Below are 23,726 nucleotides of genomic sequence, written 5' to 3' on the forward strand. Positions count from 1 at the left end.
TGATGCTGCGCAAGCTCTACTCCGGCCACCTCTACGTCCGCATCTGGCTCGCGGTGGTGGGCGGCGTGGTCATCCTCACGCTGATGGCCAACTGGATCGTGCGCGAGGCCGCCGAGGCCGAGCGCGAGCGGCTGGCGCCGGTGCCGCGCCACGTGGTCGTGCTCGATGCGCAGGACAAGACCATCGGCTCGGGCACCGCATTGCGCGTGCCGGGCCAGGGACTGGAATTCGACGTGACGCTGAGCGACGGCAAGGCCATCACGCTGCGCGTGGCGCCGCGGGAGCGCCCCACCGGCACCGGCGGCTTCGCGCCATGGCGCACGCCCTTCGGCCTCGGCTGGATGATCGCGCTGGTGGGCGTGGCGGTGGCGCTGGGCGTCTACCCCATCGTGCGGCGCATCACCCAGCGGCTGGAAACGCTGCAGCGCGGCGTGCAGCGCTGGGGCGATGGCGATCTCTCGGTGCGCGTGACCGAAGAAGGGCAGGACGAAGTGGCTGATCTCTCCAAACGATTCAACGCGTCGGCCGAACGCATCGAGCAGCTGGTGCGCTCGCACAAGTCGCTGCTGGCCAACGCATCGCACGAACTGCGCTCGCCGCTCACCCGCATCCGCATGGGGCTGGAATTGATGGGCGAACACCCGAGCCCCAAGGCACGCGAGGAAATCTCGCGCAACATCGGCGAGCTCGACCAGCTCATCGACGAGATCCTGCTCGCCAGCCGCCTGGATGCGAGCGAGGCCGACATGGGCACCATCGAGGCGGTCGATCTCACGGGTCTCGCCGCCGAGGAATGCTCGCAGGTGAATGCCGAACTCGACCTGGCCGAGGGCACCGACAACGCGGCGCTCACGGTGCCGGGCGTGTCGCGCCTCTTGCGCCGCGCGATCCGCAACCTGCTGGAAAACGCCCGCCGCTACGGCGCCGGCAGCATCAGCGTGGAACTGGGCAGCGCCAACGGCTTTGCCACCGTGCGCGTGAACGACCGCGGCCCCGGCGTGCCGCCCGCCCTGCGCGAGCGCATCTTCGAACCCTTCTACCGCCTGCCCGGCGCCAGCGAGCGCAATGGCGGCGTCGGCCTGGGGCTGGCGCTGGTGAAGTCGATCGCCGAGCGGCACGGCGGCACCGTGCGCTGCGAAGACGCGCCGGAAGGCGGGGCGAGCTTCGTGATCCGGCTGCCGGTGGCCGCGGCCGCGCACTGATCATTCCCCCTGCGGGCGAAGTCAGGTGGGCGCCATCAGGCCCACCCTAAAATCCCGCCCCTATGCAGAGATCGCACATCGTTCGGCCCGCGGCCATGTTCTGGGGGCTGGTGGTGTTCATGCCGGTCGGCGTCACCTACCTGTCGGCCATCCTGTTGCTGCTCGCGATGCTGATTGCCGGCGGGTACGCCGAACGCTTCGCGCGCCTGCGTGCCAATCCGCTGTGGTGGCCGGTGGTCGCCTACCTGGCCTGGACCCTTCTTGTGCTCGCCTTCGGTCCGCACTACCCGGAGACCGGCTCCAACCTCTTTCACGGCGTGCGCATCGGCCTCACGATCCTGATGGCGATGGCGCTCACGCGCGAAGAAGCGATCTGGGCGTTGCGCGGCTTCCTGCTGATCGCGGCGCTGAACATCCTGCTGATCGTTCTGCACTATGGCATCGGCTTTCCGGTCTGGTCGCCGCTGCGCGGGGTGGTCATGGAGGTGGGCAACAAGTCGATCAGCAACGCGCTGCTTTTCAGCGTGGTGGCCACCACGGCCGCCGTGTGGGGCATTGCGCAGATCGCCGCCCACAGGCCGCTGCGCGCCATTCCGGCTTTCCTGCTGCTGCTGGGACTGGGCTTCGTGGTGGCGCTGCCGCTGACCTCGCGCACCTCGGTGCTCGCCCTGCTGCTGGTGATTCCGGTGGTGTGCATCCACCAGTGGCGCAGCCATCTGAAGATGCTGGTGAGTGCGCTGGTGCTGGGAGCGGTCGTGATCGGGGCCGCGCTCTACCAGTTGCCGCAGCTGCAGCACAAGGTCGAGACCGGCGTGCAGGAAATCGAGGAAGCGCAAACCGGCGCGGTCTTCCACGGAAGCTGGGTCATCCGCTACTACATGTACCGCGACACCGGCCTCATGATCGCCGACCGGCCGCTCACCGGCTGGGGCATCGGCGGCTGGACCAGCCAGTGGCACAAGCGCGGCCCGACCCTGTTCGCGGACTCGAACATGCCGCACAACGACTTCCTCTGGGTGGGCGCGCAGGGCGGATTGCCCGCGCTGCTGAGCCTGCTGGTCATCATGGTGGCGGCGGTATGGCAGGCGTGGCGGCGTCCCGACATCGCCGGCCGCTTCGCATTGGCCGCAACGCTGATCGCGCTGATCGCATCGAGCGTGAACTCGGCCATGCGCGATGCGCAGATCGGGCTTGCGCTGCTCTGGATCGCGATGGTGTATCTGCGGCTCGCGCAGGAAAAGAACGATCCCGCGCCGTGGCGCGACCTGTGGCCGTGGCGTCGGCCGGACCTGAACACAAACCCGGCGGCATAAAGACCATGCGACGCATCCTCGCCACCCTGCTTCTGGCCTGCGCCTTCGGTGCGCACGCGGCCCCCGCCGTCGTGCAGAGCCTCGTCCACGGCTCAGGCCCCGAGGCGCAACGCTTTCCCTGGGTGCGTACCGACGACGCCAAGGTCGCCGATCGCATCAACCAGTTTCTTTTCATCGACACCTTCGAGGCCATGGCCCCGGCGCGCGCCGCGGAGGGCCTGCGCGGCGTCGATGCGAAAAACTGGGAGCGGTTGCCGAACCTCGGCTACGCGGTGCTGCGCAACGACGGCCGCGTGCTGTCGCTGCGCGTCGAAGGGGAAGGCTGCGGCGCGTATTGCGAAAGCTTCTCCATCGGGCACGCGTTCGATGCGGCGACCGGGCGCCATCTCTCGCCCAGCGACCTGTTCACCGCCGAGGGCCTTGCCAACATGGCGCGCAAGATCCAGGCGAACAACGCCGCTAGGCTGCGCAAGGAGATTGCCGCGCTGGGGAGCAAGGCGCGCAGCAAGGAGGAAGCGCGCGAAGACAAGATCGCGCTCTACACCGAGTGCCTGACGTCGCGCCAGGACCCGGTCTACCAGAAGATCGAGGGCATGCGCGGCATGGAAATCGATGCGAAGGGCGTGCTGTTCACACAGGGCCGCTGCAGCAACCACGCGATGCGCGCGCTGGACGACCTCGATGTCTTCAGCACCCGCTTCACGCCCGCGCAGCTCGAGCCATGGCTCACGGCGTATGGCCGCGCGCTGCTGCTGGGCGAAGGCGCGGCGCCTGCTCCGGCATCGCCGTTCGACCAGGTGTTGCACGGCACCATCGATGCGCGCCTGCCGGTGACCCTGCGGCTGGAGGCGCTGCGCAGCGACGGCTCTGTCGCCGCCACGTATTTTTACGACCGCTATCGCAAAGCGATCTCGGTGTTCGGCAAGTACCAGGACGGCGTGCTGCTGCTCGAGGAATCCACCGACACGCGCCTGCGCCTCAAGCCCGATGGCGCCGGCCTGCGCGGCGAATGGATCAGCGGCCAGAAGACGTTGCCGATGGTGCTCACGCCCTGACTCAACCGGTCTTGTTGCGCCGGGCTTCGGCCGCCGCGTGCTGCTTGCCGGCAAAGCCGACGAAGAACCAGATCACCAGCGCGTGCAGCACGCCGACGAAAAGCAGCACCAGCATCGTCGGTCCGAGCGCAAGGACCGGCTCTCCGGAAGAAATGGAAAAAAGGCCGGCCGCCGCCGTCACTGCCGCCTGCATGGCCATGTCGATGACCAGCATGCCCACGATGGCCCGCTTCTTTTCGTCGGGCGTGAAGTAGCGGCCGTTCTTCTTGGCGAAGTCCATGCACACCCACGTCAGCGCGGCGAGCAAGGCGGCCACGTTGCCGCTCGTGTGGGAACTGGCACCCGCCAGGTTCAGCACCACGGCGACAACGACCAACAGGACCAGGTAGGCCGCTGCAAAGCGGCACAGGAGGCCCCGCAGCGTCACGTCAGTGGCGCGCCGACACGGTTTCACCGGCCTTCAGCCGGTACACCGTGCCGCAGTACGGACACTTGGCTTCGCCGGTGCGCGCCACATCCAGGTAGACCTTGGGGTGGCTGTTCCAGAGCTTCATGTCGGCCTTGGGGCTGGGGCAGAACACGCCGCCCTGATGGTTGAGCTCCTTGGCCAGGAGTTCGACGACTGCATTGGTAGACATGGGTTTTCTCAGACTTTCGTGAGCCAGTGGGCGTACTTGGGATTCTTGCCGTTCACGATGTCGAAGAAGGCAGACTGGATCTTCTCGGTGATCGGGCCGCGCGAGCCGCCGTCGCCACGGTTGCCGATCTCGATGCGGTCGAGCTCGCGGATCGGCGTCACTTCGGCGGCGGTGCCGGTGAAGAAGGCTTCGTCGGAGATGTAGACCTCGTCGCGCGTGATGCGCTTCTGCACGAGTTCGATACCGAGGTCCTTGCAGATGTGCAGGATCGTGTTGCGCGTGATGCCGTTCAGGGCGCCGGCCGAGAGATCAGGCGTGTACACCACGCCACCCTTGACCACGAAGATGTTCTCGCCCGCGCCTTCCGACACGAAGCCGCTCGCGTCGAGCAGCAGCGCTTCGTCGTAGCCGTCGTCCAGCGCTTCCATGTTGGCCAGGATCGAGTTCGTGTAGTTGCTCACCGACTTGGCCTGCGTCATCGTGATGTTGACGTGGTGGCGGGTGTAGCTGGAGGTCTTCACGCGGATGCCGCGGCGCATGCCTTCTTCGCCGAGGTAGGCGCCCCAGGACCAGGCCGCGACCATGGCGTGGATCTTGTTGCCCTTGGGGCTCACGCCGAGCTTTTCGGAGCCGATCCAGATGAGGGGGCGCAGGTAACAGCTTTCCAGCTTGTTCTCGCGCACGACCTGCTTCTGGGCTTCGTTCAGTTGCTCCTGCGAGAAGGGGATCTTCATGCGCAGGATCTTGGCGCTGTTGAACAGGCGCTCGGTGTGCTCGGCCAAACGGAAGATGGACGTGCCGCCGTCCGCCGTCTTGTAGGCGCGCACGCCCTCGAAGGCGCCGCAACCGTAGTGCAGCGTGTGGCTCAGCACGTGGATCTTGGCGTCGCGCCAGTCCACGAGTTCGCCGTCCATCCAGATCTTGCCGTCACGGTCGTCCAGCGAGGGGGGGATCGAGCTCATTTCCTGATTCCTTTGGGAGCGGTGTGGGGGTGCGACAGAGGGGGAAGTCGCAAAAGCTTTCGATTTTAAGGCGGCGCCCGGAATCGGGTGCCCGACAATGGCGGGTTGTGCAAACCAGTGGAAAAAGGGTTTCCGTGTCCGTATTCAAGAACGTCATCGTCTATCGCATCGAACCTGCCTGGTCCCAAACGTTGGCCGAGGCGGAAGAGGGCTTGGGCAAGCACCGCTTCGAGCCCTGCGGCCCCTCGCAGGAAAAGTCCGCTGGCTGGGCCGAGCCCCGCGGCGAAGCCGGCGGCCCGCTGGTCGAATCCATCGACGGCCAGTGGCTCGTCGAATACATGATCGAGAGCAAGCAGGTGCCCGGTTCCGTGGTGCGCCGCAAGCTTGACGAGCGCTGCGCGCAGATCGAGGCCACCACCGGCCGCAAGCCCGGCAAGAAGGAAAAGAAGGAGCTCAAGGAAGACATCACCCTCGAGCTGCTGCCGATGGCCTTCACCCGCAGCGCACGCGTGGCGGTGTGGATCGACAAGGCCGAGAACCGCCTCGTGATCAACAGCGGCAACGCCTCGCGCGCCGACGAAGTGGTCACCAGCCTCGTGAAGTCGCTCGACGGCTTTGCGGTGGCGCCGATCAACACGCAGATCGAGCCGGCCGCCGCCATGGCCAACTGGCTCCTGACGCAGGAGCCGCCGGCCGGCTTCACCATCGACCGCGAGTGCGAGCTCAAGGCCTCGGACGATTCGAAGGCTGTGGTGCGCTACGCCAAGCATCCGCTCGATATCGAGGAAGTGCAGAAGCACATCACCGACGGCAAGCGGCCCACGCGTCTCGCGCTCACCTGGGACGACCGCGTGTCGTTCGAGCTGACGCACGGCATGCTGATCCGCAAGATCGTGTTCCTCGAGGGCACGGGCGACGGCGCGGCGGGTGGCAAGAAAGAAGACAACTACGACGCCGACGTGGCAATCGCGACCGGCGAACTCGGCCAGCTGGTGCCGGCACTGCTCGATGCGCTGGGCGGCGAGGCGGCGTTCGGTGCTGCACCGGCGGACGAAGCACCGAAGCCTGCTGCCAAAGCGGCATCGGCGCCCGCGACGCCGGCCGACGCCGTCGAGGAAGAAGACGCGCCTTTCTGATCGACGGTCAGGCGACCAGGTAGGCCTGGGCCAAACGGACCCAGCAGGCCGCACCCAACGGCAGCACCTGGTCGTTGAAGTCGTAACCGGGGTTGTGCACCATGCAGCCCCCGAACTCGCCCTCCCCGTTGCCGAGCAGCACATAGCAGCCCGGCAACTCGGCGAGCATCCAGGCGAAGTCCTCGCTGCCCGCAAAGCCCTTCGGCGCCTCGGTGACCACATGCTCCACGCCGACGAGCTCGGCGCAGACCTGCTCCATCAGCCGGCATTCGGCCGCGGTGTTGACCACCGGCGGCACAAGCTGGCGGTAGTCGATCTCGGCCTCGACGCCGTGGGCCTGCGCCGTGAGGCTGACGATTTCGCGGATGCGCTGCTCCACCACCGCGCGCGTCTCGGGCCGCGCCGCACGTACGTTGAGGCCCAGCGCCACCGATTGCGGAATCACGTTGTGCGTCGCGCCACCACGGATGAAGCCGACCGACACGACGGCCGTGTCGCCCGGCGTCACATTGCGCGCCACCACGGTCTGCAGCGCGGTGACCACTGCGGCGGCCGCGGGCACGGGATCGCGCGAGAGATGCGGCATGGCGCCATGCCCGCCCACGCCCTTGATCGTGACGTCGGCCACGTCCGAAGACAGCGTGACCGGCCCCTCGATCACCAGGAAGCTGCCGACCGGCACGCCCGGCGCGTTGTGCAGCGCGTAGACGGCATCGCAGGGAAAGCGCTCGAACAGGCCGTCCTGGATCATCGCGCGGGCGCCGCAGAGGTTCTCCTCGTCGGGCTGGAAGATCAGGTTCAGCGTGCCGTCGAAATCGCGGCGCTTCGCGAGCGCCTTGGCGGCCGCGAGCAGGATGGCGGTGTGGCCATCGTGGCCGCAGGCGTGCATGCGGCCGTGGGTCTTGCTCGCATAGGGCAGGCCCGTGGCCTCGACGATGGGGAGCGCATCCATGTCGGCGCGGATGCCCAGCCGCCGCGTGCCGCTGCCGACCTTGAGCTGCGCCACGATGCCGGTCTTGCCGATGCCCGTGTGCACCTCGTAGCCCCATTCGCGCAGCAGGTTGGCGACCAGCTCGCCGGTCGCGCCCACGTCGAAGCCGAGTTCGGGGTGGGCGTGAATCTGTCGGCGGATGTCGATGAAGGCCTGGGTGTCGACGTCGGCCTGCGGCAGCAATCGGGACAGGAGCCGGGTGGTCTGGAGACTGAGTTCGCGGGTCATGGATGGATGTGGTTGAGTGTTGTTCTTCGATGTTGCGGGGAGGAAATCTTTTCAGTCGGCCCTTCGTGCGCGCAGGCTCACCAGCGCACAGATGCTCAGCACGCCGCAGGCCATCATGTAGAAGGCCGGCGACATCGGGTTGCCGGTCGTCGCGAGCAGCCAGGTCACGATGAATTGCGAGGAGCCGCCGAACACCGTCACGCCGACGCTGTAGATCACCGAAATGCCGCTCGCGCGCACGCCGATCGGCAGCATCTCCAGCAGCATCAGGAACAGGGGCGTGGTGCCAAGGTTCACGATCGCCGTCAGCAGCACCGACAGGCACAGCACCAGCGGCACGCTCGGGTAGTGGTTGATGAGCCAGAACGCCGGGTACACCGCCAGCACGCCGAGCGCCAACGAGCCGATCACCAGCGGCTTGCGGTTCGGCAGCCTGTCGGCCAGGCGTCCCGCCAGCAGAGCCACCGCGAACATCGTGATGCCGGTGGCGCAGCCCGACAGCAGCGACAGCGACGGCGGCATGTGCAGCACGCGGATCATGTAGGTCGGCATGAAGAACACGACCAGGTACATGGCGGCCGTGCCCGCCGTCGTGGCGAAGATGCCCTTGAGCACCGTGCCTCCGTGCTCGCGCAGCAGCCGGCCCATCGGGCTGGATTCGTGGCTGCGGGCCTGGTGAGTTTCCTCGAGGTTGGCGCGGATGTAGAAGCCCACCGGCGCAATCAGCAGGCCGAACAGGAAGGGCAGGCGCCAGCCCCAGCTCTCGAGCGAGGCCTGCGGCAGCGCGGCGTACAGCGCGGCGCCGGTGAGCGCGCCCAACACCGCCGCGATGCCCTGGCTCGCGAGCTGCCAGCTCACGCGAAAGCCGCGGCCCCGGATGCCGCCCGACTCCATCAGCATCGAGGTGGCGGCGCCCACCTCGCCGCCGAGCGAGAAGCCCTGCAAGAGGCGCCCCGCCAGGATCATCAGCGAGCCGAACACACCGGCCGAGGCGTAGGTGGGCGCGAGCGCGATGCACAGCGTGCCGGCCACCATGAGCCCGATGGTGAGCGTCAACGCGGCCTTGCGGCCCTTGCGGTCGGCGTAGTTGCCGATGATCACGCCGCCCAGCGGCCGCATCACGAAGCCGATGCCGAAGGTGGCCACGGCCAGCAGCAGCGAACCGTACGGGCTGTCGGACGGGAAGAACAGCTTGCCGATCAGGAGCGCGAAGAAGCTGTAGACGGTGAAGTCGTACATCTCGAGCGCATTGCCGAGAGAGCAGGCGGCGATCAGGCGGAACTGGGTCTGCTTGCCCTTGTGCTTGCCCTTGGCGTGCACGGTCTCGGCGGGGGAAGACGGCGCAGCGGCCGCCGCGGGGGAGCGCCCCATCTGGCTTGCGGGCAAAGCGGCTTCACTCATCGAATCGACTCCACGAACAGAACAGCGGCGGAGTATTCAGGCAAAGCGCGCCAGCGCAGAATCACATATTTTCATGCTGATAACCAAATGGAATCCCCCAAGGGATTCCCCTTGGGATCACGGAGGCAAGATGAAGCTGCAACAACTGCGCGTTCTCCTGGCGGTCGCCCAGAACGGAAGCATCCATGAGGCCGCGCGCAGCCTGCACATCACGCAGCCGGCGCTGTCCAAGACGATCGCCGAACTGGAACGCGAACTCGGCGTGACGCTGATGCTGCGCACCACGCGCGGCGTGAACCTCACGGCCTATGGCACGGCACTGGTCAGGCGCGCGAGCCTCGTCGAGCAGGAGCTGCGACACGCGCTCGAGGACATCGAGGCGATTCGCGGGCGCGACGAGGCACAGCTCAATATCGGCTTTACCGCGGTCGCCTCGGGCGGGCCGCTGCCCAATGCGATGGCATCGTTCAGGCAGCGCTTTCCCAACGTGGCGCTGCGCGCCTACGAGCAGCGGCCGCAGCAGCTCTTCGAGGGGCTGCGCGAAGGCCGGCTCGACCTGGCACTGGTTTCGACCTGCAACGGACCGGGCACCAACGTCTTTCAGTGGGAGCCGCTGTTCTCGCTGTCGATGCATGTGGCGGTGCGCACCGGGCATCCGCTGCGGCGGGTGCGCAAGCTCCGCACGCTGCTGGAGGCCGATTGGCTGGTGCTCGACCCCATCGACGAGCCCGGCAGTCCGCTGGTGTCCACGATGCGTGTGAACGGGCTGGAGATGCCCAAGCGCATGGTGCAGAGCGCATCGAACCTGCTGGGGCTGCAACTGGCCACGCAGACCGACCTCGTGAGCATGTGGTCGGACAGTGTGTTCCACGACGCCGGCGCGGTGCGGATGCAGCCCGGCCTGCTGGAGCGCCTGCCGATCACCGACGAGGTGCCGGACTTCGATGTCTACCTGGTCTATCGCTCGGCCGACCTCATGACCCACATGTGCGCGGAGTTCACCAAGGAAGTGCGCCACCACGCGAAGGTGAATCCGCTGTGGCGCCGGCCGCGCCACAAGGCCGCTGCGGATTAGCTGGCCGGGGTTTCTTCTTCGGGCGTCTCGGGCCGCGTCATTTCCCAGCTCTGCAGCTTGCCGCCGTTGAACACCGCATCGACGTACGAGCCGCCCGTGTCGGTCCAGCGGTAGAGCTCGGGCTGCGTGTCCGCGGGGGAACGCAGTTCGCCGAGTGCGCGTGTCATCGCGATGACATGCATCAGGGTCACGCCCTTCTTGAGCTTCGCGTTGAGCATCACCGCGCTGGCCACATAGCCCACCGGCCGGTCGGCAGCGCGCTTGAGCACCTGCATCGCGCGGTTGAAGTGCAGCAGCAGGAACATCACGATCACGCCGCCGGTCAATGCGACACCGGCCCAGCCGTAGCTGCGCCAGGCCAGGCCGAGAAGGACGATGCCGCCCACGGGCACCAGCAATTTCTGGAAATTCATGGCGCGCATTGTCGCCGCTCGATGCTTTGCGCCCTGCCGGCGCATTCGAAAGTTCACATATCGACATGAGTGCGGCGGCGCTGTATCGGCCGTGGCTACCACCGGGCGCGAAAAACGGTACTCACTGCGAAATGCGAGTGGCGCGGTGGCGCGAGACGGCACATTTCACCGCACGGGCATCAACCCGGGCCACAGAAAAGCGTATGAATATTCCGCGTTCCGCCACCATCGTTCGTCTCACTCTCGCCGCCACGCTCACGGCCGCCGCACTCAGCGGTTGCTACGTGGTGCCCATCGCACAACCCGCACCCGCGGCGCCGCCTTCGCAGGCCTATGCCGTTGCACCGGGACCGATCGCGCAGAGCTTCAGTGCACGCCTGTATCCGTCGAACGCCGAAGCGGCGCGCTACGGAACCGTCGCAGGCACGGTGACCAACGACATGAACGGCCGCGGCCATTTCAACGCGCAGATTGGCAGTGAACAGTTTCAGGGAGAGGCGACCCGGGTTGCCGGCTCGCGAAGTGCCGGTGTGGCAAATGCCAGCGGCAATCGCGGCGGCAACCTGAGTTGCCAGTACACGATGAACTCGGCCACGTTGGGCAGCGGCCAATGCGTGCTCAACAGCGGGCCGGCGTTCACGATGCACATCGGGGGATAGGGAGGGTGGCCCGGCGCGTCACAGGCGCGCCGGGCATTTTTTCCCAATGAATGAATCAATCGAGGCGGCGGACCACGTCCATCGCCTCTTCGATGCGTTCGACGGGATGGATGGTCAAGCCCTCGATCTCCTTCGAACCTTTGCGCGGTGCATTGGCCTTGGGCACCACCGCGATGCTGAAGCCCAGCTTGGCGGCTTCGCGCAGGCGCTCCTGCCCACGTGGCGCCGGACGCACCTCACCGGCCAGTCCCACTTCACCGAACGCGATGAAACCCTTGGGCATCGGCTTGCCGCGCAGGCTCGAGGTGATGGCCAGCATCACAGCCAGGTCGGCCGCAGGCTCGCTGATGCGCACGCCGCCCACCGCGTTCACGAACACGTCCTGATCCATGCAGGCCACGCCCGCGTGGCGGTGCAGCACCGCCAGCAACATGGCGAGACGGTCACGGTCCAAGCCCACCGACAGGCGCCGCGGGCTCGGCCCGCCGTTGTCGACCAGCGCCTGGATTTCCACCAGCATCGGCCGCGTGCCTTCGAGCGTGACCAGCACCACGCTGCCGGGCACTGGTTCGGCGTGCTGGCTCAGGAAGATCGCGCTCGGATTCGCCACGCCCTTCAAGCCCCGCTCGGTCATCGCGAACACGCCGATCTCATTGACCGCGCCGAAGCGGTTCTTGATGGCGCGCACGAGGCGAAAGCTCGAATGCGTGTCGCCTTCGAAATACAGCACCGTGTCGACCATGTGCTCGAGCACGCGCGGACCTGCGAGGGCGCCCTCTTTCGTGACGTGGCCCACCAGCACCACGGCCGTGCCGCTGGTCTTGGCAAAGCGCGTGAGGTGCGCGGCGCATTCGCGCACCTGCGCCACGGAGCCTGGCGCCGAAGTGAGCTGGTCTGAATACACGGTCTGGATCGAGTCGATGACCGCGATCGCGGGTCGCGTGGCGTCGAGCGTGGCGATGATCTTCTCGAGCTGGATCTCGGCGAGCACCTGCACCTGCGAGTGATCGAGTCCGAGCCGGCGCGACCGCAGCGCGACCTGCGCGCCGCTTTCCTCGCCTGTCACATAGAGCGCGTTCTGCCCCGCGCGCTGCAGCGCATCGACCGCCTGCAGCAGCAGCGTGGATTTACCGATGCCCGGGTCGCCACCGATGAGCGTCACGCCGCCCGACACGATGCCGCCGCCCAGCACGCGGTCGAGTTCGTCGATGCCGGTGGGCGTGCGTGCGATGTCGGTCGCCTCGATCTCCGAGAGCGTCGCCAGTTCGGACACACCCGCCAGCGGCGAGAACTGCGTGCCGAAGCGGTTGTTGGCCGGCGCGTTGCTCCCGGCCGCCTGTTCTATCAATGTGTTCCATGCCCCGCAGCTCGGGCATTTGCCGAGCCACTTGGGGCTGGTGCCGCCGCATTCACTGCAGACGAAAGTCGTTTTGTCCTTGGCCATCGGTCGAGTTTAGGTGTCCGCACAAACCCTGATGGCCGATGGCTTGGAAAGAAATCGCCATTCATTTAACATGTTAACTAATTTGATGATGAGGCCTCGCTCTTGAGCACCACCTTCACCCACCGCAATTTGCCGCGCCTGCTGCTGCAGGCCCGCGAAGCCGTGATGGCCCACACGCGGCCCAGCCTGCGCGAACACGCGCTGTCCGACCAGCAATGGCGCGTGCTGCGCGTGCTCGGCGAACACGGCGCGGTCGACACCGGCCGCGTCGCGCGCGAGGCCTTCATCCTCGGACCCAGCCTCACCGGCGTGCTCGCGCGCATGGAGCGCGACAACCTCATCACGCGTGCCCGCGATCCGGCCGACCAGCGCCGCACCGTGGTCGAGGCCACGCCGCATGGCATGAAGCTGGTCAAGCGCCTCGGCACCAGCATCGAGGCGCACTACGACTGGATGGAAAAGTCGCTCGGCAAAGCCAAGCTCACGCAGCTCTACGGCCTGCTCGACGAGCTGATCGCACTGGAGCAGCCCTTATGAGCACCGCCTCGCATTTCCTTCCCACCGGCACCGTGTACGGCACGCTGCTGAACTTCCGCGCCGAGGTCGAAGCGCTCGCGCCGCAGATGACCGCGCCGCCCTACAAGGCACCGCCCAAAGCACCCGTGCTCTACGTGAAGACCGCCAACACCTGGAGCCCGCACGGCAGCGCCATCGCCGTGCCTTCGTCGGTTCCCGAAGTGGAGATCGGCGCGAGCGTCGGCATGGTGATCGGCGCCGAGGGCGACATCGAGGGCTTCGTGCTGATGAACGACCTGTCGATCCCGCACGCGAGCTTCTTCCGCCCGCCGGTGAAGTTCAAATGCCTCGATGGCTTCCTCGGCATCGGCCCCGCGATGCGCGATGCGCAGGACGTGGCCGACCCCGCGAATTTCCGCGTCGAGGTGCGCATCAATGGCGAACTGAAGCAGTCGATCGACTTCTCGCAGCTCGTGCGTCCTGCGCAGCAGTTGCTCGCCGACGTCGGCGAATTCATGACGCTCGCACATGGCGACGTGCTGATGCTGGGTTGCGATGCGGGCCGACCGCTGGCGCGCGCGGGCGACCGCATCGAGATCTCCGCGCCGGGCTTCGAAACATTGACCCACACGCTGGTGCAGGAGACCGCCGCATGAAGCACGCACGCGTCATTCACGAAGGCCGCGAGCACACCGGCATCGCCCACGAATTCAACGGCCAGCCAGACGCTGCCGTCCGTCTCGAAGACGGTCGCGTCGTTCCGCAAGAACAGCTCACCTGGCTCCCTCCGCTCGCGCCCACCGCACGCCCGCGCACGATCCTCGCGCTCGGCCTCAACTACGCCGACCATGCCAAGGAACTCGAGTTCAAGGCGCCCGAGGAACCGCTGGTCTTCGTCAAGGGCCAAAGCACGCTGATCGGCCACCGCCAGCTCACGCACCGGCCGGCCGGCGTGCAGTTCATGCACTACGAGTGCGAGCTCGCGATCGTGGTCGGCAAGACCGCGAGGAACGTGAGGCGCGACGACGCCTACGACTTCATCGGCGGCTACACGGTCGCCAACGACTACGCGATCCGCGACTACCTGGAGAACTGGTACCGCCCGAACCTGCGTGTGAAGAACCGCGACACCTGCACGCCGCTCGGCCCCTGGTTCGTCGATGCGGCCGATGTACCCGACCCGATGGCGCTCGCGCTGCGAACCACCGTCAACGGCACCGTCACGCAGCAGGGCAACACGCGCGACATGATCTTCGATGCGCCCTTCCTCATCGAGTACTTCAGCCGTTTCATGACGCTCTCGCCGGGCGACCTGATCCTCACCGGCACACCTGACGGCGTCGTCGACTGCAAGCCGGGCGATGTGATCGTCACCGAGATCGAGCACATCGGCGCGCTGGTCAACACGATCGACGCGGCCTGATTTTTTTCCTGTCACACACACACAAAACCAGCGGAGACAAACGCGATGAACACCAGAAAGAAAACACTCGCCGTCGCCCTCGTGGCGCTGGCTGCCTCGATGCTCGCGCTCGATGCACCGGCGCAGACGGCCGCCTACCCCACCAAGCCCGTGCGATGGGTGGTGGGCTACCCGGCCGGCGGCGGCACCGACTTTCTCGCGCGCACGGTCGGCGCGCAGGTGTCGCAGCAGATGGGCCAGCCGGTGCTGGTCGACAACAAGCCGGGCGCGGGCGCGATCATCGCGTCGGAGAACGTGGCACGCGCACCGGGCGACGGCTACACGGTGTTCTCGGCCGACAACGGCGTGCTGGTCTACAACCCCGCGCTCTACAAGAAGCTGCCCTACGACGCCGAGAAAGACTTCGCGCTCGTCGGCATGATGGGCCGCTCGCCCCTCGTCATCACCGCCGCGCCCAACGCCGGCGTGGCCGATGCGAAGGCGCTCATTGCCGCGCTGAAGGCATCGCCCGGCAAGTTCAGCATCGCGACGCCCGGCACCGGCAGCCCGCACCACCTGGCGATGGAACTGTTCCAGCGCGAGGCCGGCGTGTCGATGCTGCACGTGCCCTACAAGGGCGGCGCGCCGGCATTGCAAGACCTCATGGGCGGCCAGGTGCCGCTGATGATGCTCGACCTGCCCAGCGGCGTGAGCGCGGTGAAGGCCGGCAAGGTGATTCCGCTGCTGGCGATGTCGGCCGAGCGCATTCCGCAACTGCCCAACGTGCCCACCGCCAAAGAAATGGGCTACGCCAACGTCGAGGCCTACACCTGGCAAGGCCTGGTGACGCCTGCCGCTACGCCCAAGGAAGTGCAGGCAAAGCTCGGCTCCGAATTGCAGAAGGCCATGGGCGATGCCGGCGTGAAGCAGAAGCTCTACGACGCTGGCTGGGAAGCACGCTCCGCCGACGCCACCGAAATGACGCGCTACACCGATGCGGAGCGCAAGAAATGGCATGCCTTGATCAAGGCGCGCGACATCAAGCTCGACTGAAGAACCGGACACCCTCCATGCAACAGATCAACCACCTCATCGGCGGCAAGTCCGTCACGGGCAAGGACTACTTCGAAACCGTCAACCCTGCCACGCAGGAGGTGCTGGCCGAAGTCGCCTCGGGCGGCGAGGCCGAGGTGAATGCGGCCGTCGCCGCGGCGAAGGAAGCCTTCCCGAAATGGGCCGGCATGCCCGCGCCCGAACGCGCGAAGCTCATCCGCAAGCTCGGCGACCTGATCGCCGCGCACGTGCCCGAGATCGCGCAGACCGAGACCAACGACTGCGGCCAGGTCATCGCGCAAACAGGCAAGCAGCTGATTCCGCGCGCGGCCGACAACTTCTATTACTTCGCCGAGATGTGCACGCGCGTGGACGGCCACACCTACCCCACGCCCACGCACCTGAACTACACGCTGTTCCACCCGGTGGGCGTGTGCGCGCTGATCAGCCCGTGGAACGTGCCGTTCATGACGGCCACCTGGAAGGTCGCGCCGTGCCTGGCATTCGGCAACACGGCCGTGCTGAAGATGAGCGAACTCTCGCCGCTCACGGCCGCGCGCCTGGGTGAGCTGGCGCTCGAAGCCGGCATTCCGCCCGGCGTGCTGAACCTCGTGCACGGCTACGGCAAGGAAGCGGGCGAGCCGCTGGCGGCGCACCCCGATGTGCGCGCGATTTCGTTCACCGGCTCCACCGCCACGGGCAACCGCATCGTGAAGAGCGCAGGCCTCAAGAAGTTCAGCATGGAGCTGGGCGGCAAGAGCCCCTTCGTGATCTTCGAGGATGCCGACCTCGACCGCGCGCTCGACGCGGCCGTGTTCATGATCTTCAGCAACAACGGCGAGCGCTGCACGGCGGGCTCGCGCATCCTGGTGCAGCAGTCGATCTACGCCGACTTCGCCGCGAAGTTCGCCGAGCGCGCCAAGCGCATCACGGTGGGCGACCCGCTCGACGAGAAGACCATCGTCGGCCCGATGATTTCGCAGGCCCACCTGGCCAAGGTGCGCAGCTACATCGAGCTCGGTCCGAAGGAAGGCGCGACGCTGCTGTGCGGCGGCCTCGATGCGCCGTCGAACCTGCCTGACCGCGTTCAGCGCGGCAACTACGTGATGCCCACCGTCTTCGCCGATGTCGACAACCGCATGAAGATCGCGCAGGAAGAAATCTTCGGCCCGGTCGCATGCCTCATCCCGTTCAAGGACGAGGCCGATGCGATTCGCCTCGCCAACGACATCCAGTACGGCCTCTCGAGCTACGTGTGGACCGAGAACATCGGCAAGGCGCACCGCGTGGCCGCCGCGGTGGAAGCCGGCATGTGCTTCGTCAACAGCCAGAACGTGCGAGACCTGCGACAGCCCTTCGGCGGCACCAAGGCTTCGGGCACCGGCCGCGAAGGCGGCACCTGGAGCTACGAAGTGTTCTGCGAGCCGAAGAACATCGCGGTGTCGATGGGCTCGCATCACATTCCGCACTGGGGCGTGGCGTGAACACCAGCCGCCGTGCGCTGCTGCAGGGCGCCGCCGCGCTCGCGGCCCTGCCGTCGCTCGCGCCATTCGCCCACGCACGCGGCGACTGGCCCAACAAGCCGGTGCGCATCGTCGTGCCCTTCCCGCCCGGCGGCACCACCGACTTCGTCGCGCGGCTCGTGGCGGTCGAACTCGGCAAGACGCTCGATCAGGCGGTAATCGTCGAGAACAAGCCCGGCGCGGGCACGGTGATCGGCGTCGATTCGGTCGCCAAGTCCGCGCCCGATGGCTACAGCTTCGTCTGCGTGGCCAACAGCTTCACAGCCAACCAGACGCTGGTGCGCAAGCTCCCTTACGACACGCAGAAAGACCTGCGCCCCGTCGCGCTCATGGGCATGTCGGAACACGTGCTCGCCACGCATCCATCGAGCGGCCTGAAGACGCTGGCCGACCTGCGCAACCAGGCCAAGGCGAAGCCCGGCACGCTGAGCTTCGCCTCCTTCGGCAACGGCACCTCGGCCCACCTGTCGGGCGAAATGCTCAAGCTGCAGATGGGCCTGGACATCGTGCACGTGCCCTACAAGGGCCAGGGGCCCGCGCTCACCGACCTGCTCGGCGGGCAGGTGACGATGATGTTCGGCAACTGGCCCGAGTTCCGCGGGCACATCCAGAGCGGCAAGCTGGTCGCGCTGGGCATGGCGACCGCGCGGCGATCGCAGTACGCGCCCGCCATACCCACACTCGCAGAACAGGGCGTGGCCATCGAGTCCAATTCGTGGAACGGCCTGCTGGCGCCCGCCGGCACGCCCGATGCCATCGTGCTGCGCATGAACGACGAAGTGAACCGCGCGCTCGCGGGCCCTGCCGTGACCGAGGCTTTCCGCAAGGGCGGCATCGCGTCGCTGTCGGGCACGCCCGAGCGCTTCGCGGCGTTCATCCAGAGCGAGATCGCGAAGTACGGCGACGTGATCCGCAAGGCCAACATCCAGATCGAGGGCTGAAGAACGATGAGCCTCTATGCGATGCAGAAATTCCTCTTCGCGCTCAACCGCGAAGCCGAGGTGCAGCGCCGGTATGCGGAAGGCGGCGAGGTGCGTGCCGCGCTGCTCGCCGACTACGACCTCGACGAGGAAGAGCGCGAGGCCATCGCGACCGGCGACATCGGCAAGCTCTATGTGCTCGGCTGCAATGGCCAGTTGCTGATGCACTTCGCGCCGCTGCTCGGCATCGCATGGGCCGACTACCTGGAAGCCATGCGCGAAGGCGTGCGCAAGTACGGCCCCGTGCGCGCCGGCATCTACGCAATGACAACTGGAACGAACGAGAAAGTGGCAGGAATATGAAGACCCCCACGCTCCCCACTTCGTGTGGTTCGCTGCCCCCCGCGGGGGTGCTCGATGCCCTTCGGGCGGCCGGGCGGGCATCGAGATGAGTCTCGTATTCGCAGGCGTGTGCAGCCACGCCCCCGGCATCACCGGCCGCGCGCATCTCGCCGACGCGGCGGTGAAGGACGAGTTCCACGCGCAGTTCCACCGCTTCGGCGAGGCGATGCGCGCGACGAAGCCCGACGCGGTGATCGTCATCGCCGCCGAGCACTTCGCCAACTTCTTCATGAACAACATGCCGGCCTACGCCATCGGCATGGCCGACAGCTACGAGGGTCCGATCGAGGACCCGAAGTGGCTCGGCATCGAGAAGACGAGGGTGCCGGGCGACGCCGCGCTCTCCCAGCGCCTGATCCGCGAGGTGATGCAGACGGTGGACGTGGCCTATGCGGAAGAGTGGAAGTTCGACCACGGGATCATGGTGCCGCTGAATTTCCTCACGCCGGCGTTCGACACCAAGGTCATCCCCGTCAACATCAACTGCCAGGGCCCGCCGCTCACGCCGCTGCACCGCGCCTGGGCCTTCGGCGAAGCCTTGCGCCGCGCCTGCGACAAGGCGCCCGAGCGCATCGCGCTGGTGGGCACGGGCGGCATCTCGCACTGGCCGGCCACGCCCGATTCGGGCAAGGTGAATGCCGAGTGGGACGCCGAGTTCATGCGCCGCTGGTGCGCCAATGACCGCGAGGCGCTGCTCTCGCAGGACGACTACAACGACGAGGCCACCTACCGCGAAGCGGGCCAGGGCGGCTTCGAGATCCGCACCTTCCTGAGCGTGGCCGCGGCCGCGCGCGGCAAGGGCGAGATCTTCCACATGAAGGCCATCCCGATCTTCGCGGTGACCTGCACGGCCGCCGTCATGTCGGTGGCCTGAACGAAAGAACACGCATGCCGCACCTGGTGATCCTCTACACGCCCAACATCGAAGCCGAGACCGACATGTCGGCGCTGTGCCGCACGCTCGCCGACACGATGCTCAAGCAGCACGACGAGTCCGGCAAGCCCGTGTTCCCCATCGGCGGCACGCGCGTGCTGGCCTATCCGGCCGCGCACTACGCGGTGGCCGACGGCAAGGCCGACTACGCCTTCGTCTACCTCAACATCCGCATGGCCGCGGGGCGTTCCGAGGCGGTGAAGAAGAAGGCCGGCGATGAACTGCTGGCCGACGTGCGCGCGCATTTCGCGCCGATCTTCGACCAGCGCCACATCGGCATCACGCTGCAGATCGACGAAAGCCCGGGCCAGGTGTACGACGGCAAGCACAGCAACCTGCATCCTCTCTTCAACAAGACCTGAGCGAAGGCCTCCATGCTCTCTTCCGACACCATTGCCAAGCTGGCCGCCGAGCTGCACGAGAGCGAGAAATCGCGCGTGCAGGTCGAGCACTTCTCCAAGCGCTTTCCCGAGATGACCGTCGAGGACGGCTACGCCATCTCGCGCGCATGGGTGAAGCACAAGATCGCCGAGGGCCGCACGGTGAAGGGCCACAAGATCGGCCTCACCTCGCGCGCGATGCAGCAGTCCAGCCAGATCGACGAGCCCGACTACGGCACGCTGCTGGACGACATGTTCTTCGAGCAGGGCGGCGACATTCCCTTCACGCGTTTCATCGCGCCGCGCATCGAGGTGGAGCTGGCCTTCATCCTCGGCAGGAAGCTGCAGGGCCCGGGCGTGACCATCTTCGACGTGCTCGCCGCCACCGACTACGTGGTGCCCGCCATCGAGATCATCGATGCGCGCATCGAGCAGTTCGACCGCCACACCAAGGCGCCTCGCAAGGTGTTCGACACCATCTCCGACAACGCGGCCAACGCCGGCATCGTGATGGGCGGCCGGCCGGTGAAGCCCGATGCGGTCGACCTGCGCTGGGTGAGCGCCCTGCTCTACAAGAACGGCGTGATCGAGGAAACGGGCGTGGCCGCGGGCGTGCTCAACCATCCCGCCACCGGCGTGGCGTGGCTCGCGAACAAGCTCGCACCGTGGGACGAACACCTCGAAGCCGGTGAAGTGGTGCTGGCGGGTTCATTCACCCGACCGACCACGGCGCTGCCGGGCGACACCTTCCACGCCGACTACGGCCCGCTCGGCGCCATCTCGTTCCGCCTTGTCTGAAAGAAAGACGTTCATGCACACCCCCATCAACACCTTCAAGCAGGCCATGCTGGCCGGCGAGCAAAAGATCGGCCTCTGGGTCGGCCTCGCCGATGGCTACGTCGCGGAAATCCTCGCGGGCTGCGGCTACGACTGGCTGCTGGTCGACGGCGAGCACGCGCCCAACGACGTGCGCTCGGTGCTCGGTCAGTTGCAGGGCATTTCGAGCGCGTGGTCCGCGCAACCCGAATCGGAGCGCTCGCATCCGGTGGTGCGCATTCCGACCGGCGACACCACGCTGATCAAGCAGTACCTGGACATCGGCGCGCAGACACTGCTGGTGCCGATGGTCGACACCGCCGAGCAGGCCGCGCGCATGGTGCAGGGCATGCGCTATCCGCCCGAGGGCATCCGCGGCATGGGCAGCGCGCTCGCGCGTGCGTCGCGCTGGCAAGCCTATCCGCAGTACCTGCACGAAGCCAATGCGCAGACCTGCCTCCTGGTGCAGGCCGAGACGGTCGAGGCGATGAAGAATCTCGATGCCATTGCGGCCACGCCGGGCGTGGACGGCGTGTTCATCGGACCGGCCGACCTGTCGGCATCGATGGGCTTCGTGGGCCAGCCCAACCACCCGGAGGTGCAGGCGGTGATCGCCGATGCCATCGCGCGCATTCTGAAAGCCGGCAAAGCGCCGGGCATTCTCTCGACCACCGAGGAGCAGGCGCGCAAGTGGCTCGCGGCCGGTGCGCTGTTCGTGGCCGTGGGCGTGGACACCATCGTGCTCACGGCCGCGGCGAAGCAACTGGCGGCGAAATACAAGAACGCCGCGGGCGCTACGAGTGGCGTAGTGCCCAACGGCTACTGAAGTCCTTTCATACCGGGAGTCCTAGATGATGAAACGCATGATCCTGGCCGCCGCACTCGCGGCCGCCACCCTCTTCCTCGCAGCCTGCGCACAACCGGGCGGCAGCCCGACCGCCCAGGCACGGCAGGAGGCCAACCGCCAGACCGTGCTCGCCTTCTACGAGAAGGGCCTGAACCAGAAGGACGCCGACGCGGCCCTGCAGTACGTCGGCAACCGCTACGTGCAGCACAACCCCACCGCAGCCGACGGCGCCGAGGGCTTTCGCAAGTTCATTGCCTTCCTGCGCGAGAAGTTTCCGAATTCGCGCAGCGAGATCAAGCGCTCCTTCGTCGACGGCGATTACGTGATCCTGCATGTGAACGCGGTGCGCGAGCCGGGCACGCGCGGCAGCGCCATCGTGGACATCTTCAAGCTGGAGAACGGAAAGATCGTCGAACACTGGGATGTGGTGCAGCCCGTGCCCGAAACCGCCGCCAACAAGAACGGAATGTTCTGACAGCGAACTCGCCGGTCGAGGAAAACGTGTCGCGGCTTTCAAAACGTGAGGTAAACGCGGGGGTCCCGCCCCATGCCTTGCTGGAAAAATACGCGCTCCCGAACCACCACCACCCGGAGAGAGACCCATCATGAGCTTCACACGCCGCCAGATCCTTCAGACCACCGGCGCCTCGGCGCTGCTTGCGAGCATCGGCCAGCAGGCCTACGCGCAGGCGGGCATCGAGACCGCGACCATCGTCACCGGCTTCGCGGCCGGCGGCACCTCGGACACCATCTGCCGTCGCCTGGCGCAGAAGCTCAGCCCCGAATACGCCAAGGCGGCGGTGGTCGAGAACCGCACCGGCGCGGGCGGCCAGATCGCGGTCACCTACGTGAAGGGCCGGCCGGCCGACGGCGTCACCATCCTGCAGACGCCGACCTCGATCCTCACGATCTATCCGCACATCTACAAGAAGCTGCCGTACGACCCGATGGTGGACCTCACCCCGGTCAGCATCGGCTGCATCTTCGACTTCGGCTTTGCCGTCGGCCCGTCGGTGCCCGCCAGCGTGAAGAGCGTGCCCGAGTTCCTCGCCTGGGCCAAGGCCAACCCGGCCGGCGCCAACTTCGGCTCGCCGGCCGCGGGCTCCACGCCGCACTTCATCGGCGCGCTGCTGGGCAAGAAGGGCGATGTCGAACTCAAGCACGCCGCCTACCGCGGCACGCAGCCGGCGATGCTCGACCTCCTGGGCGGCAACATCTCGGCCGTGTCGGGCCCGATCGGCGACATCACCCAGCATCTGCAGTCGGGCAAGGTGCGAATCCTGGGTGTGTCAGGTGCCAAGCGCAGCCGCTTCGCGCCCGATGTGCCGACCTTCGGCGAGCAGGGCATCAAGGACATGGCGCACAGCGAGTGGTTCGCCTTCTTCCTGCCTGCCAAGGCGTCGCCCGAGCTGGTGGCGCGCCTGAACACCGCGATGAAGAACGCGCTCGCGCAAAAAGACGTGATCGACGGCCTGGGCACCTTCGGGCTGGAAGCCATGTCTTCCACGCCCGCGGAGCTGACCGAGCTGCTGAAGAAAGACACCGCCAAGTGGGCGCCGATCGTGAAAGAGGTCGGCTTCACCGCGGAGGGTTAACCGTATGAAGGAACTGCAATGAACACCCCACTCGCCACCGCGACCTCGACGCCTTCGGCGCTGGTCCATCCCTCGATCCACCCCGACGAGCGCGCCGCGCGCGAAGAGCTCGCGGCCTGCTATCGCGTCTTCGCGATGCTGGGCTGGGTCGAGATGATCTACAACCACATCACGGTGCGGCTGCCCGACAGCGTGACCGGTGGCGAGAAGCAGTTCCTCATCAACCCCTTCGGGCTTCACTACAGCGAAGTGACGGCCAGCAACCTCGTGAAGATCGACCTGCAGGGCAAGGTGCTCGACGGCTCGTCGTACCCGGTGAACCCCGCCGGCTTCACGGTGCACGCGGCCATTCACGACGGCCTGCCCGGCGCGCACTGCGTGATGCACACCCACACCACGGCCGGCGTGGCCGTGGCCTGCCTGCAGGGCGGCCTGCAGCAGACCAACTTCTATACCGCCCAGCTGCACGGCATGGTGGCGTACCACGACTTCGAAGGCATCACGATCCATGCCGACGAAGGCCCGCGCCTCTTGAAGAGCATCGACAACCGCAACGCGGTGATCCTGCGCAACCACGGCCTCCTGGCCTGGGGCCAGACGCTGCCGCAGACCTTCGCGATCCTGTGGACACTGCAGCGCGCCTGCGAGATCCAGATGGCGACCTTCTCGATGGGCACGGCCATTCCGGTGAGCGAGGAAATCGCCGAGCGCTGCACGCGCGATGCGCTGCAGTTCAGCCCCGCGCACGGCGCCGGGCAGGACGTGTTCAATGCGCTGGTGCGGCAGGTGGACCGCATCGACCCGAGCTACAGAAACTGAAA

At 66.9% G+C, this 23,726-nt stretch carries 27 protein-coding genes; 20 read left to right on the forward strand and 7 right to left on the reverse strand.

Going from position 1 to position 23,726, the window contains the following annotated elements:
* The first annotated feature begins 2 nt into the window (after nt 1-2).
* The 3 genes from QF040_RS23580 (at nt 3) to QF040_RS23590 (ending at nt 3,570) form a co-directional block, all read left to right on the forward strand.
* Nucleotides 3-1,202, forward strand: coding sequence for an ATP-binding protein (locus QF040_RS23580; RefSeq protein WP_429613052.1), 1,200 nt, complete (start codon nt 3-5; stop codon nt 1,200-1,202).
* Between the two features lie 62 nt (nt 1,203-1,264).
* Complete coding sequence (locus tag QF040_RS23585; RefSeq protein WP_429613053.1) at nt 1,265-2,515, forward strand: O-antigen ligase family protein; 1,251 nt, start codon at nt 1,265-1,267, stop codon at nt 2,513-2,515.
* Nucleotides 2,516-2,520: 5 nt separating this feature from the next.
* On the forward strand, nt 2,521-3,570 hold the full coding sequence (locus tag QF040_RS23590; protein WP_429613054.1) for a hypothetical protein: 1,050 nt from the start codon (nt 2,521-2,523) through the stop codon (nt 3,568-3,570).
* Between the two features lies 1 nt (nt 3,571).
* Here the strand turns inward: QF040_RS23590 and QF040_RS23595 are convergent, their stop codons facing one another.
* Genes QF040_RS23595 through QF040_RS23605 form a run of 3 tightly spaced genes read right to left on the reverse strand, consistent with a single transcriptional unit; the run spans nt 3,572 to nt 5,170 of the window.
* Nucleotides 3,572-3,997, reverse strand: coding sequence for an ABZJ_00895 family protein (locus QF040_RS23595; protein WP_429613055.1), 426 nt, complete (start codon nt 3,995-3,997; stop codon nt 3,572-3,574).
* 1 nt (nt 3,998) lies between these two features.
* Nucleotides 3,999-4,208: a zinc-finger domain-containing protein gene (locus tag QF040_RS23600; RefSeq protein WP_081270012.1), complete on the reverse strand. Its 210-nt coding sequence runs from the start codon at nt 4,206-4,208 to the stop codon at nt 3,999-4,001.
* 8 nt (nt 4,209-4,216) lie between these two features.
* A complete protein-coding gene (locus QF040_RS23605) occupies nt 4,217-5,170 on the reverse strand; it encodes a branched-chain amino acid transaminase (RefSeq protein ID WP_198789380.1) in 954 nt (317 codons plus the stop codon).
* A gap of 134 nt (nt 5,171-5,304) precedes the next feature.
* Here QF040_RS23605 and QF040_RS23610 point away from each other — a divergent pair, with 134 nt between their 5' ends.
* Nucleotides 5,305-6,306 (forward strand): recombination-associated protein RdgC, encoded by a 1,002-nt coding sequence (locus tag QF040_RS23610; RefSeq protein WP_429613056.1) that lies wholly within the window; start codon nt 5,305-5,307, stop codon nt 6,304-6,306.
* Nucleotides 6,307-6,313: 7 nt separating this feature from the next.
* Here the strand turns inward: QF040_RS23610 and QF040_RS23615 are convergent, their stop codons facing one another.
* Nucleotides 6,314-7,525 (reverse strand): M20 aminoacylase family protein, encoded by a 1,212-nt coding sequence (locus tag QF040_RS23615; RefSeq protein WP_429613057.1) that lies wholly within the window; start codon nt 7,523-7,525, stop codon nt 6,314-6,316.
* 51 nt (nt 7,526-7,576) lie between these two features.
* Nucleotides 7,577-8,926, reverse strand: a complete 1,350-nt coding sequence (locus QF040_RS23620) for an MFS transporter (RefSeq protein WP_429613058.1) — start codon at nt 8,924-8,926, stop codon at nt 7,577-7,579.
* A gap of 130 nt (nt 8,927-9,056) precedes the next feature.
* On the opposite strand from QF040_RS23620, the gene QF040_RS23625 reads away from it, so the two are divergent.
* Nucleotides 9,057-10,001 (forward strand): LysR family transcriptional regulator, encoded by a 945-nt coding sequence (locus QF040_RS23625; protein WP_429613059.1) that lies wholly within the window; start codon nt 9,057-9,059, stop codon nt 9,999-10,001.
* Here QF040_RS23625 and QF040_RS23630 read toward each other — a convergent pair.
* Nucleotides 9,998-10,423, reverse strand: a complete 426-nt coding sequence (locus tag QF040_RS23630; protein ID WP_429613060.1) for a glycerate kinase — start codon at nt 10,421-10,423, stop codon at nt 9,998-10,000. The two genes, QF040_RS23625 and QF040_RS23630, sit on opposite strands and share 4 nt — an antisense overlap.
* Here QF040_RS23630 and QF040_RS23635 point away from each other — a divergent pair.
* Nucleotides 10,423-11,073, forward strand: a complete 651-nt coding sequence (locus QF040_RS23635) for a hypothetical protein (RefSeq protein ID WP_429613061.1) — start codon at nt 10,423-10,425, stop codon at nt 11,071-11,073. The two genes, QF040_RS23630 and QF040_RS23635, sit on opposite strands and share 1 nt — an antisense overlap.
* Nucleotides 11,074-11,128: 55 nt before the next feature.
* On the opposite strand, the gene radA is transcribed toward QF040_RS23635, so the two are convergent.
* A complete protein-coding gene (gene radA / locus QF040_RS23640; RefSeq protein ID WP_429613062.1) occupies nt 11,129-12,517 on the reverse strand; it encodes a DNA repair protein RadA in 1,389 nt (462 codons plus the stop codon).
* A gap of 102 nt (nt 12,518-12,619) precedes the next feature.
* Here radA and hpaR point away from each other — a divergent pair, with 102 nt between their 5' ends.
* The 14 genes from hpaR to QF040_RS23710 all read left to right on the forward strand — a co-directional run bounded on the left by hpaR (nt 12,620) and on the right by QF040_RS23710 (nt 23,724).
* On the forward strand, nt 12,620-13,054 hold the full coding sequence (gene hpaR, locus QF040_RS23645) for a homoprotocatechuate degradation operon regulator HpaR (RefSeq protein ID WP_429613063.1): 435 nt from the start codon (nt 12,620-12,622) through the stop codon (nt 13,052-13,054).
* Nucleotides 13,051-13,689 (forward strand): fumarylacetoacetate hydrolase family protein, encoded by a 639-nt coding sequence (locus QF040_RS23650; RefSeq protein ID WP_429613064.1) that lies wholly within the window; start codon nt 13,051-13,053, stop codon nt 13,687-13,689. The genes hpaR and QF040_RS23650 overlap by 4 nt, the downstream gene beginning before the upstream one ends.
* Nucleotides 13,686-14,456: a fumarylacetoacetate hydrolase family protein gene (locus tag QF040_RS23655; protein ID WP_429613065.1), complete on the forward strand. Its 771-nt coding sequence runs from the start codon at nt 13,686-13,688 to the stop codon at nt 14,454-14,456. The genes QF040_RS23650 and QF040_RS23655 overlap by 4 nt, the downstream gene beginning before the upstream one ends.
* A 45-nt stretch (nt 14,457-14,501) precedes the next feature.
* Nucleotides 14,502-15,488, forward strand: coding sequence for a Bug family tripartite tricarboxylate transporter substrate binding protein (locus tag QF040_RS23660; RefSeq protein WP_429613066.1), 987 nt, complete (start codon nt 14,502-14,504; stop codon nt 15,486-15,488).
* A 17-nt stretch (nt 15,489-15,505) separates the two neighbouring features.
* Nucleotides 15,506-16,972: a 5-carboxymethyl-2-hydroxymuconate semialdehyde dehydrogenase gene (gene hpaE / locus QF040_RS23665; protein WP_429613067.1), complete on the forward strand. Its 1,467-nt coding sequence runs from the start codon at nt 15,506-15,508 to the stop codon at nt 16,970-16,972.
* Complete coding sequence (locus tag QF040_RS23670) at nt 16,969-17,952, forward strand: tripartite tricarboxylate transporter substrate binding protein (protein WP_429613068.1); 984 nt, start codon at nt 16,969-16,971, stop codon at nt 17,950-17,952. The genes hpaE and QF040_RS23670 overlap by 4 nt, the downstream gene beginning before the upstream one ends.
* Nucleotides 17,953-17,958: 6 nt before the next feature.
* On the forward strand, nt 17,959-18,294 hold the full coding sequence (locus QF040_RS23675; RefSeq protein ID WP_307684221.1) for an aromatic ring-opening dioxygenase subunit LigA: 336 nt from the start codon (nt 17,959-17,961) through the stop codon (nt 18,292-18,294).
* Between the two features lie 85 nt (nt 18,295-18,379).
* Nucleotides 18,380-19,207, forward strand: coding sequence for an extradiol ring-cleavage dioxygenase (locus QF040_RS23680; RefSeq protein WP_307603961.1), 828 nt, complete (start codon nt 18,380-18,382; stop codon nt 19,205-19,207).
* A gap of 14 nt (nt 19,208-19,221) precedes the next feature.
* Nucleotides 19,222-19,629 (forward strand): 5-carboxymethyl-2-hydroxymuconate Delta-isomerase, encoded by a 408-nt coding sequence (locus QF040_RS23685; RefSeq protein WP_429613069.1) that lies wholly within the window; start codon nt 19,222-19,224, stop codon nt 19,627-19,629.
* A gap of 12 nt (nt 19,630-19,641) precedes the next feature.
* The gene (hpaH, locus tag QF040_RS23690; RefSeq protein ID WP_429613070.1) at nt 19,642-20,445 is read left to right on the forward strand and encodes a 2-oxo-hept-4-ene-1,7-dioate hydratase; all 804 of its coding nucleotides are present in this window, start codon (nt 19,642-19,644) and stop codon (nt 20,443-20,445) included.
* A 13-nt stretch (nt 20,446-20,458) separates the two neighbouring features.
* The gene (hpaI, locus tag QF040_RS23695) at nt 20,459-21,289 is read left to right on the forward strand and encodes a 4-hydroxy-2-oxoheptanedioate aldolase (protein WP_429613071.1); all 831 of its coding nucleotides are present in this window, start codon (nt 20,459-20,461) and stop codon (nt 21,287-21,289) included.
* 28 nt (nt 21,290-21,317) lie between these two features.
* On the forward strand, nt 21,318-21,785 hold the full coding sequence (locus tag QF040_RS23700) for a nuclear transport factor 2 family protein (protein ID WP_429614689.1): 468 nt from the start codon (nt 21,318-21,320) through the stop codon (nt 21,783-21,785).
* 130 nt (nt 21,786-21,915) lie between these two features.
* Nucleotides 21,916-22,905, forward strand: a complete 990-nt coding sequence (locus tag QF040_RS23705; protein ID WP_307644605.1) for a Bug family tripartite tricarboxylate transporter substrate binding protein — start codon at nt 21,916-21,918, stop codon at nt 22,903-22,905.
* Nucleotides 22,906-22,923: 18 nt separating this feature from the next.
* Nucleotides 22,924-23,724 (forward strand): class II aldolase/adducin family protein, encoded by an 801-nt coding sequence (locus QF040_RS23710; RefSeq protein WP_429613072.1) that lies wholly within the window; start codon nt 22,924-22,926, stop codon nt 23,722-23,724.
* Nucleotides 23,725-23,726 lie beyond the last annotated feature (2 nt).

Source organism: Variovorax sp. W2I14, assembly GCF_050435205.1.
Lineage (GTDB): Bacteria > Pseudomonadota > Gammaproteobacteria > Burkholderiales > Burkholderiaceae_C > Variovorax > Variovorax paradoxus_C.

Coding starts and splice junctions, on each gene's coding strand:
- QF040_RS23580 (WP_429613052.1), top strand. CDS start 3: ATGCTGCGCAAGCTCTACTCCGGCCACCTCTACGTCCGCATCTGGCTC.
- QF040_RS23585 (WP_429613053.1), top strand. CDS start 1,265: ATGCAGAGATCGCACATCGTTCGGCCCGCGGCCATGTTCTGGGGGCTG.
- QF040_RS23590 (WP_429613054.1), top strand. CDS start 2,521: ATGCGACGCATCCTCGCCACCCTGCTTCTGGCCTGCGCCTTCGGTGCG.
- QF040_RS23600 (WP_081270012.1), bottom strand. CDS start 4,208: ATGTCTACCAATGCAGTCGTCGAACTCCTGGCCAAGGAGCTCAACCAT.
- QF040_RS23605 (WP_198789380.1), bottom strand. CDS start 5,170: ATGAGCTCGATCCCCCCCTCGCTGGACGACCGTGACGGCAAGATCTGG.
- QF040_RS23615 (WP_429613057.1), bottom strand. CDS start 7,525: ATGACCCGCGAACTCAGTCTCCAGACCACCCGGCTCCTGTCCCGATTG.
- QF040_RS23620 (WP_429613058.1), bottom strand. CDS start 8,926: ATGAGTGAAGCCGCTTTGCCCGCAAGCCAGATGGGGCGCTCCCCCGCG.
- QF040_RS23625 (WP_429613059.1), top strand. CDS start 9,057: ATGAAGCTGCAACAACTGCGCGTTCTCCTGGCGGTCGCCCAGAACGGA.
- QF040_RS23630 (WP_429613060.1), bottom strand. CDS start 10,423: ATGCGCGCCATGAATTTCCAGAAATTGCTGGTGCCCGTGGGCGGCATC.
- radA (WP_429613062.1), bottom strand. CDS start 12,517: ATGGCCAAGGACAAAACGACTTTCGTCTGCAGTGAATGCGGCGGCACC.
- QF040_RS23650 (WP_429613064.1), top strand. CDS start 13,051: ATGAGCACCGCCTCGCATTTCCTTCCCACCGGCACCGTGTACGGCACG.
- QF040_RS23655 (WP_429613065.1), top strand. CDS start 13,686: ATGAAGCACGCACGCGTCATTCACGAAGGCCGCGAGCACACCGGCATC.
- QF040_RS23660 (WP_429613066.1), top strand. CDS start 14,502: ATGAACACCAGAAAGAAAACACTCGCCGTCGCCCTCGTGGCGCTGGCT.
- hpaE (WP_429613067.1), top strand. CDS start 15,506: ATGCAACAGATCAACCACCTCATCGGCGGCAAGTCCGTCACGGGCAAG.
- QF040_RS23675 (WP_307684221.1), top strand. CDS start 17,959: ATGAGCCTCTATGCGATGCAGAAATTCCTCTTCGCGCTCAACCGCGAA.
- QF040_RS23680 (WP_307603961.1), top strand. CDS start 18,380: ATGAGTCTCGTATTCGCAGGCGTGTGCAGCCACGCCCCCGGCATCACC.
- QF040_RS23685 (WP_429613069.1), top strand. CDS start 19,222: ATGCCGCACCTGGTGATCCTCTACACGCCCAACATCGAAGCCGAGACC.
- hpaH (WP_429613070.1), top strand. CDS start 19,642: ATGCTCTCTTCCGACACCATTGCCAAGCTGGCCGCCGAGCTGCACGAG.
- hpaI (WP_429613071.1), top strand. CDS start 20,459: ATGCACACCCCCATCAACACCTTCAAGCAGGCCATGCTGGCCGGCGAG.
- QF040_RS23700 (WP_429614689.1), top strand. CDS start 21,318: ATGAAACGCATGATCCTGGCCGCCGCACTCGCGGCCGCCACCCTCTTC.
- QF040_RS23705 (WP_307644605.1), top strand. CDS start 21,916: ATGAGCTTCACACGCCGCCAGATCCTTCAGACCACCGGCGCCTCGGCG.
- QF040_RS23710 (WP_429613072.1), top strand. CDS start 22,924: ATGAACACCCCACTCGCCACCGCGACCTCGACGCCTTCGGCGCTGGTC.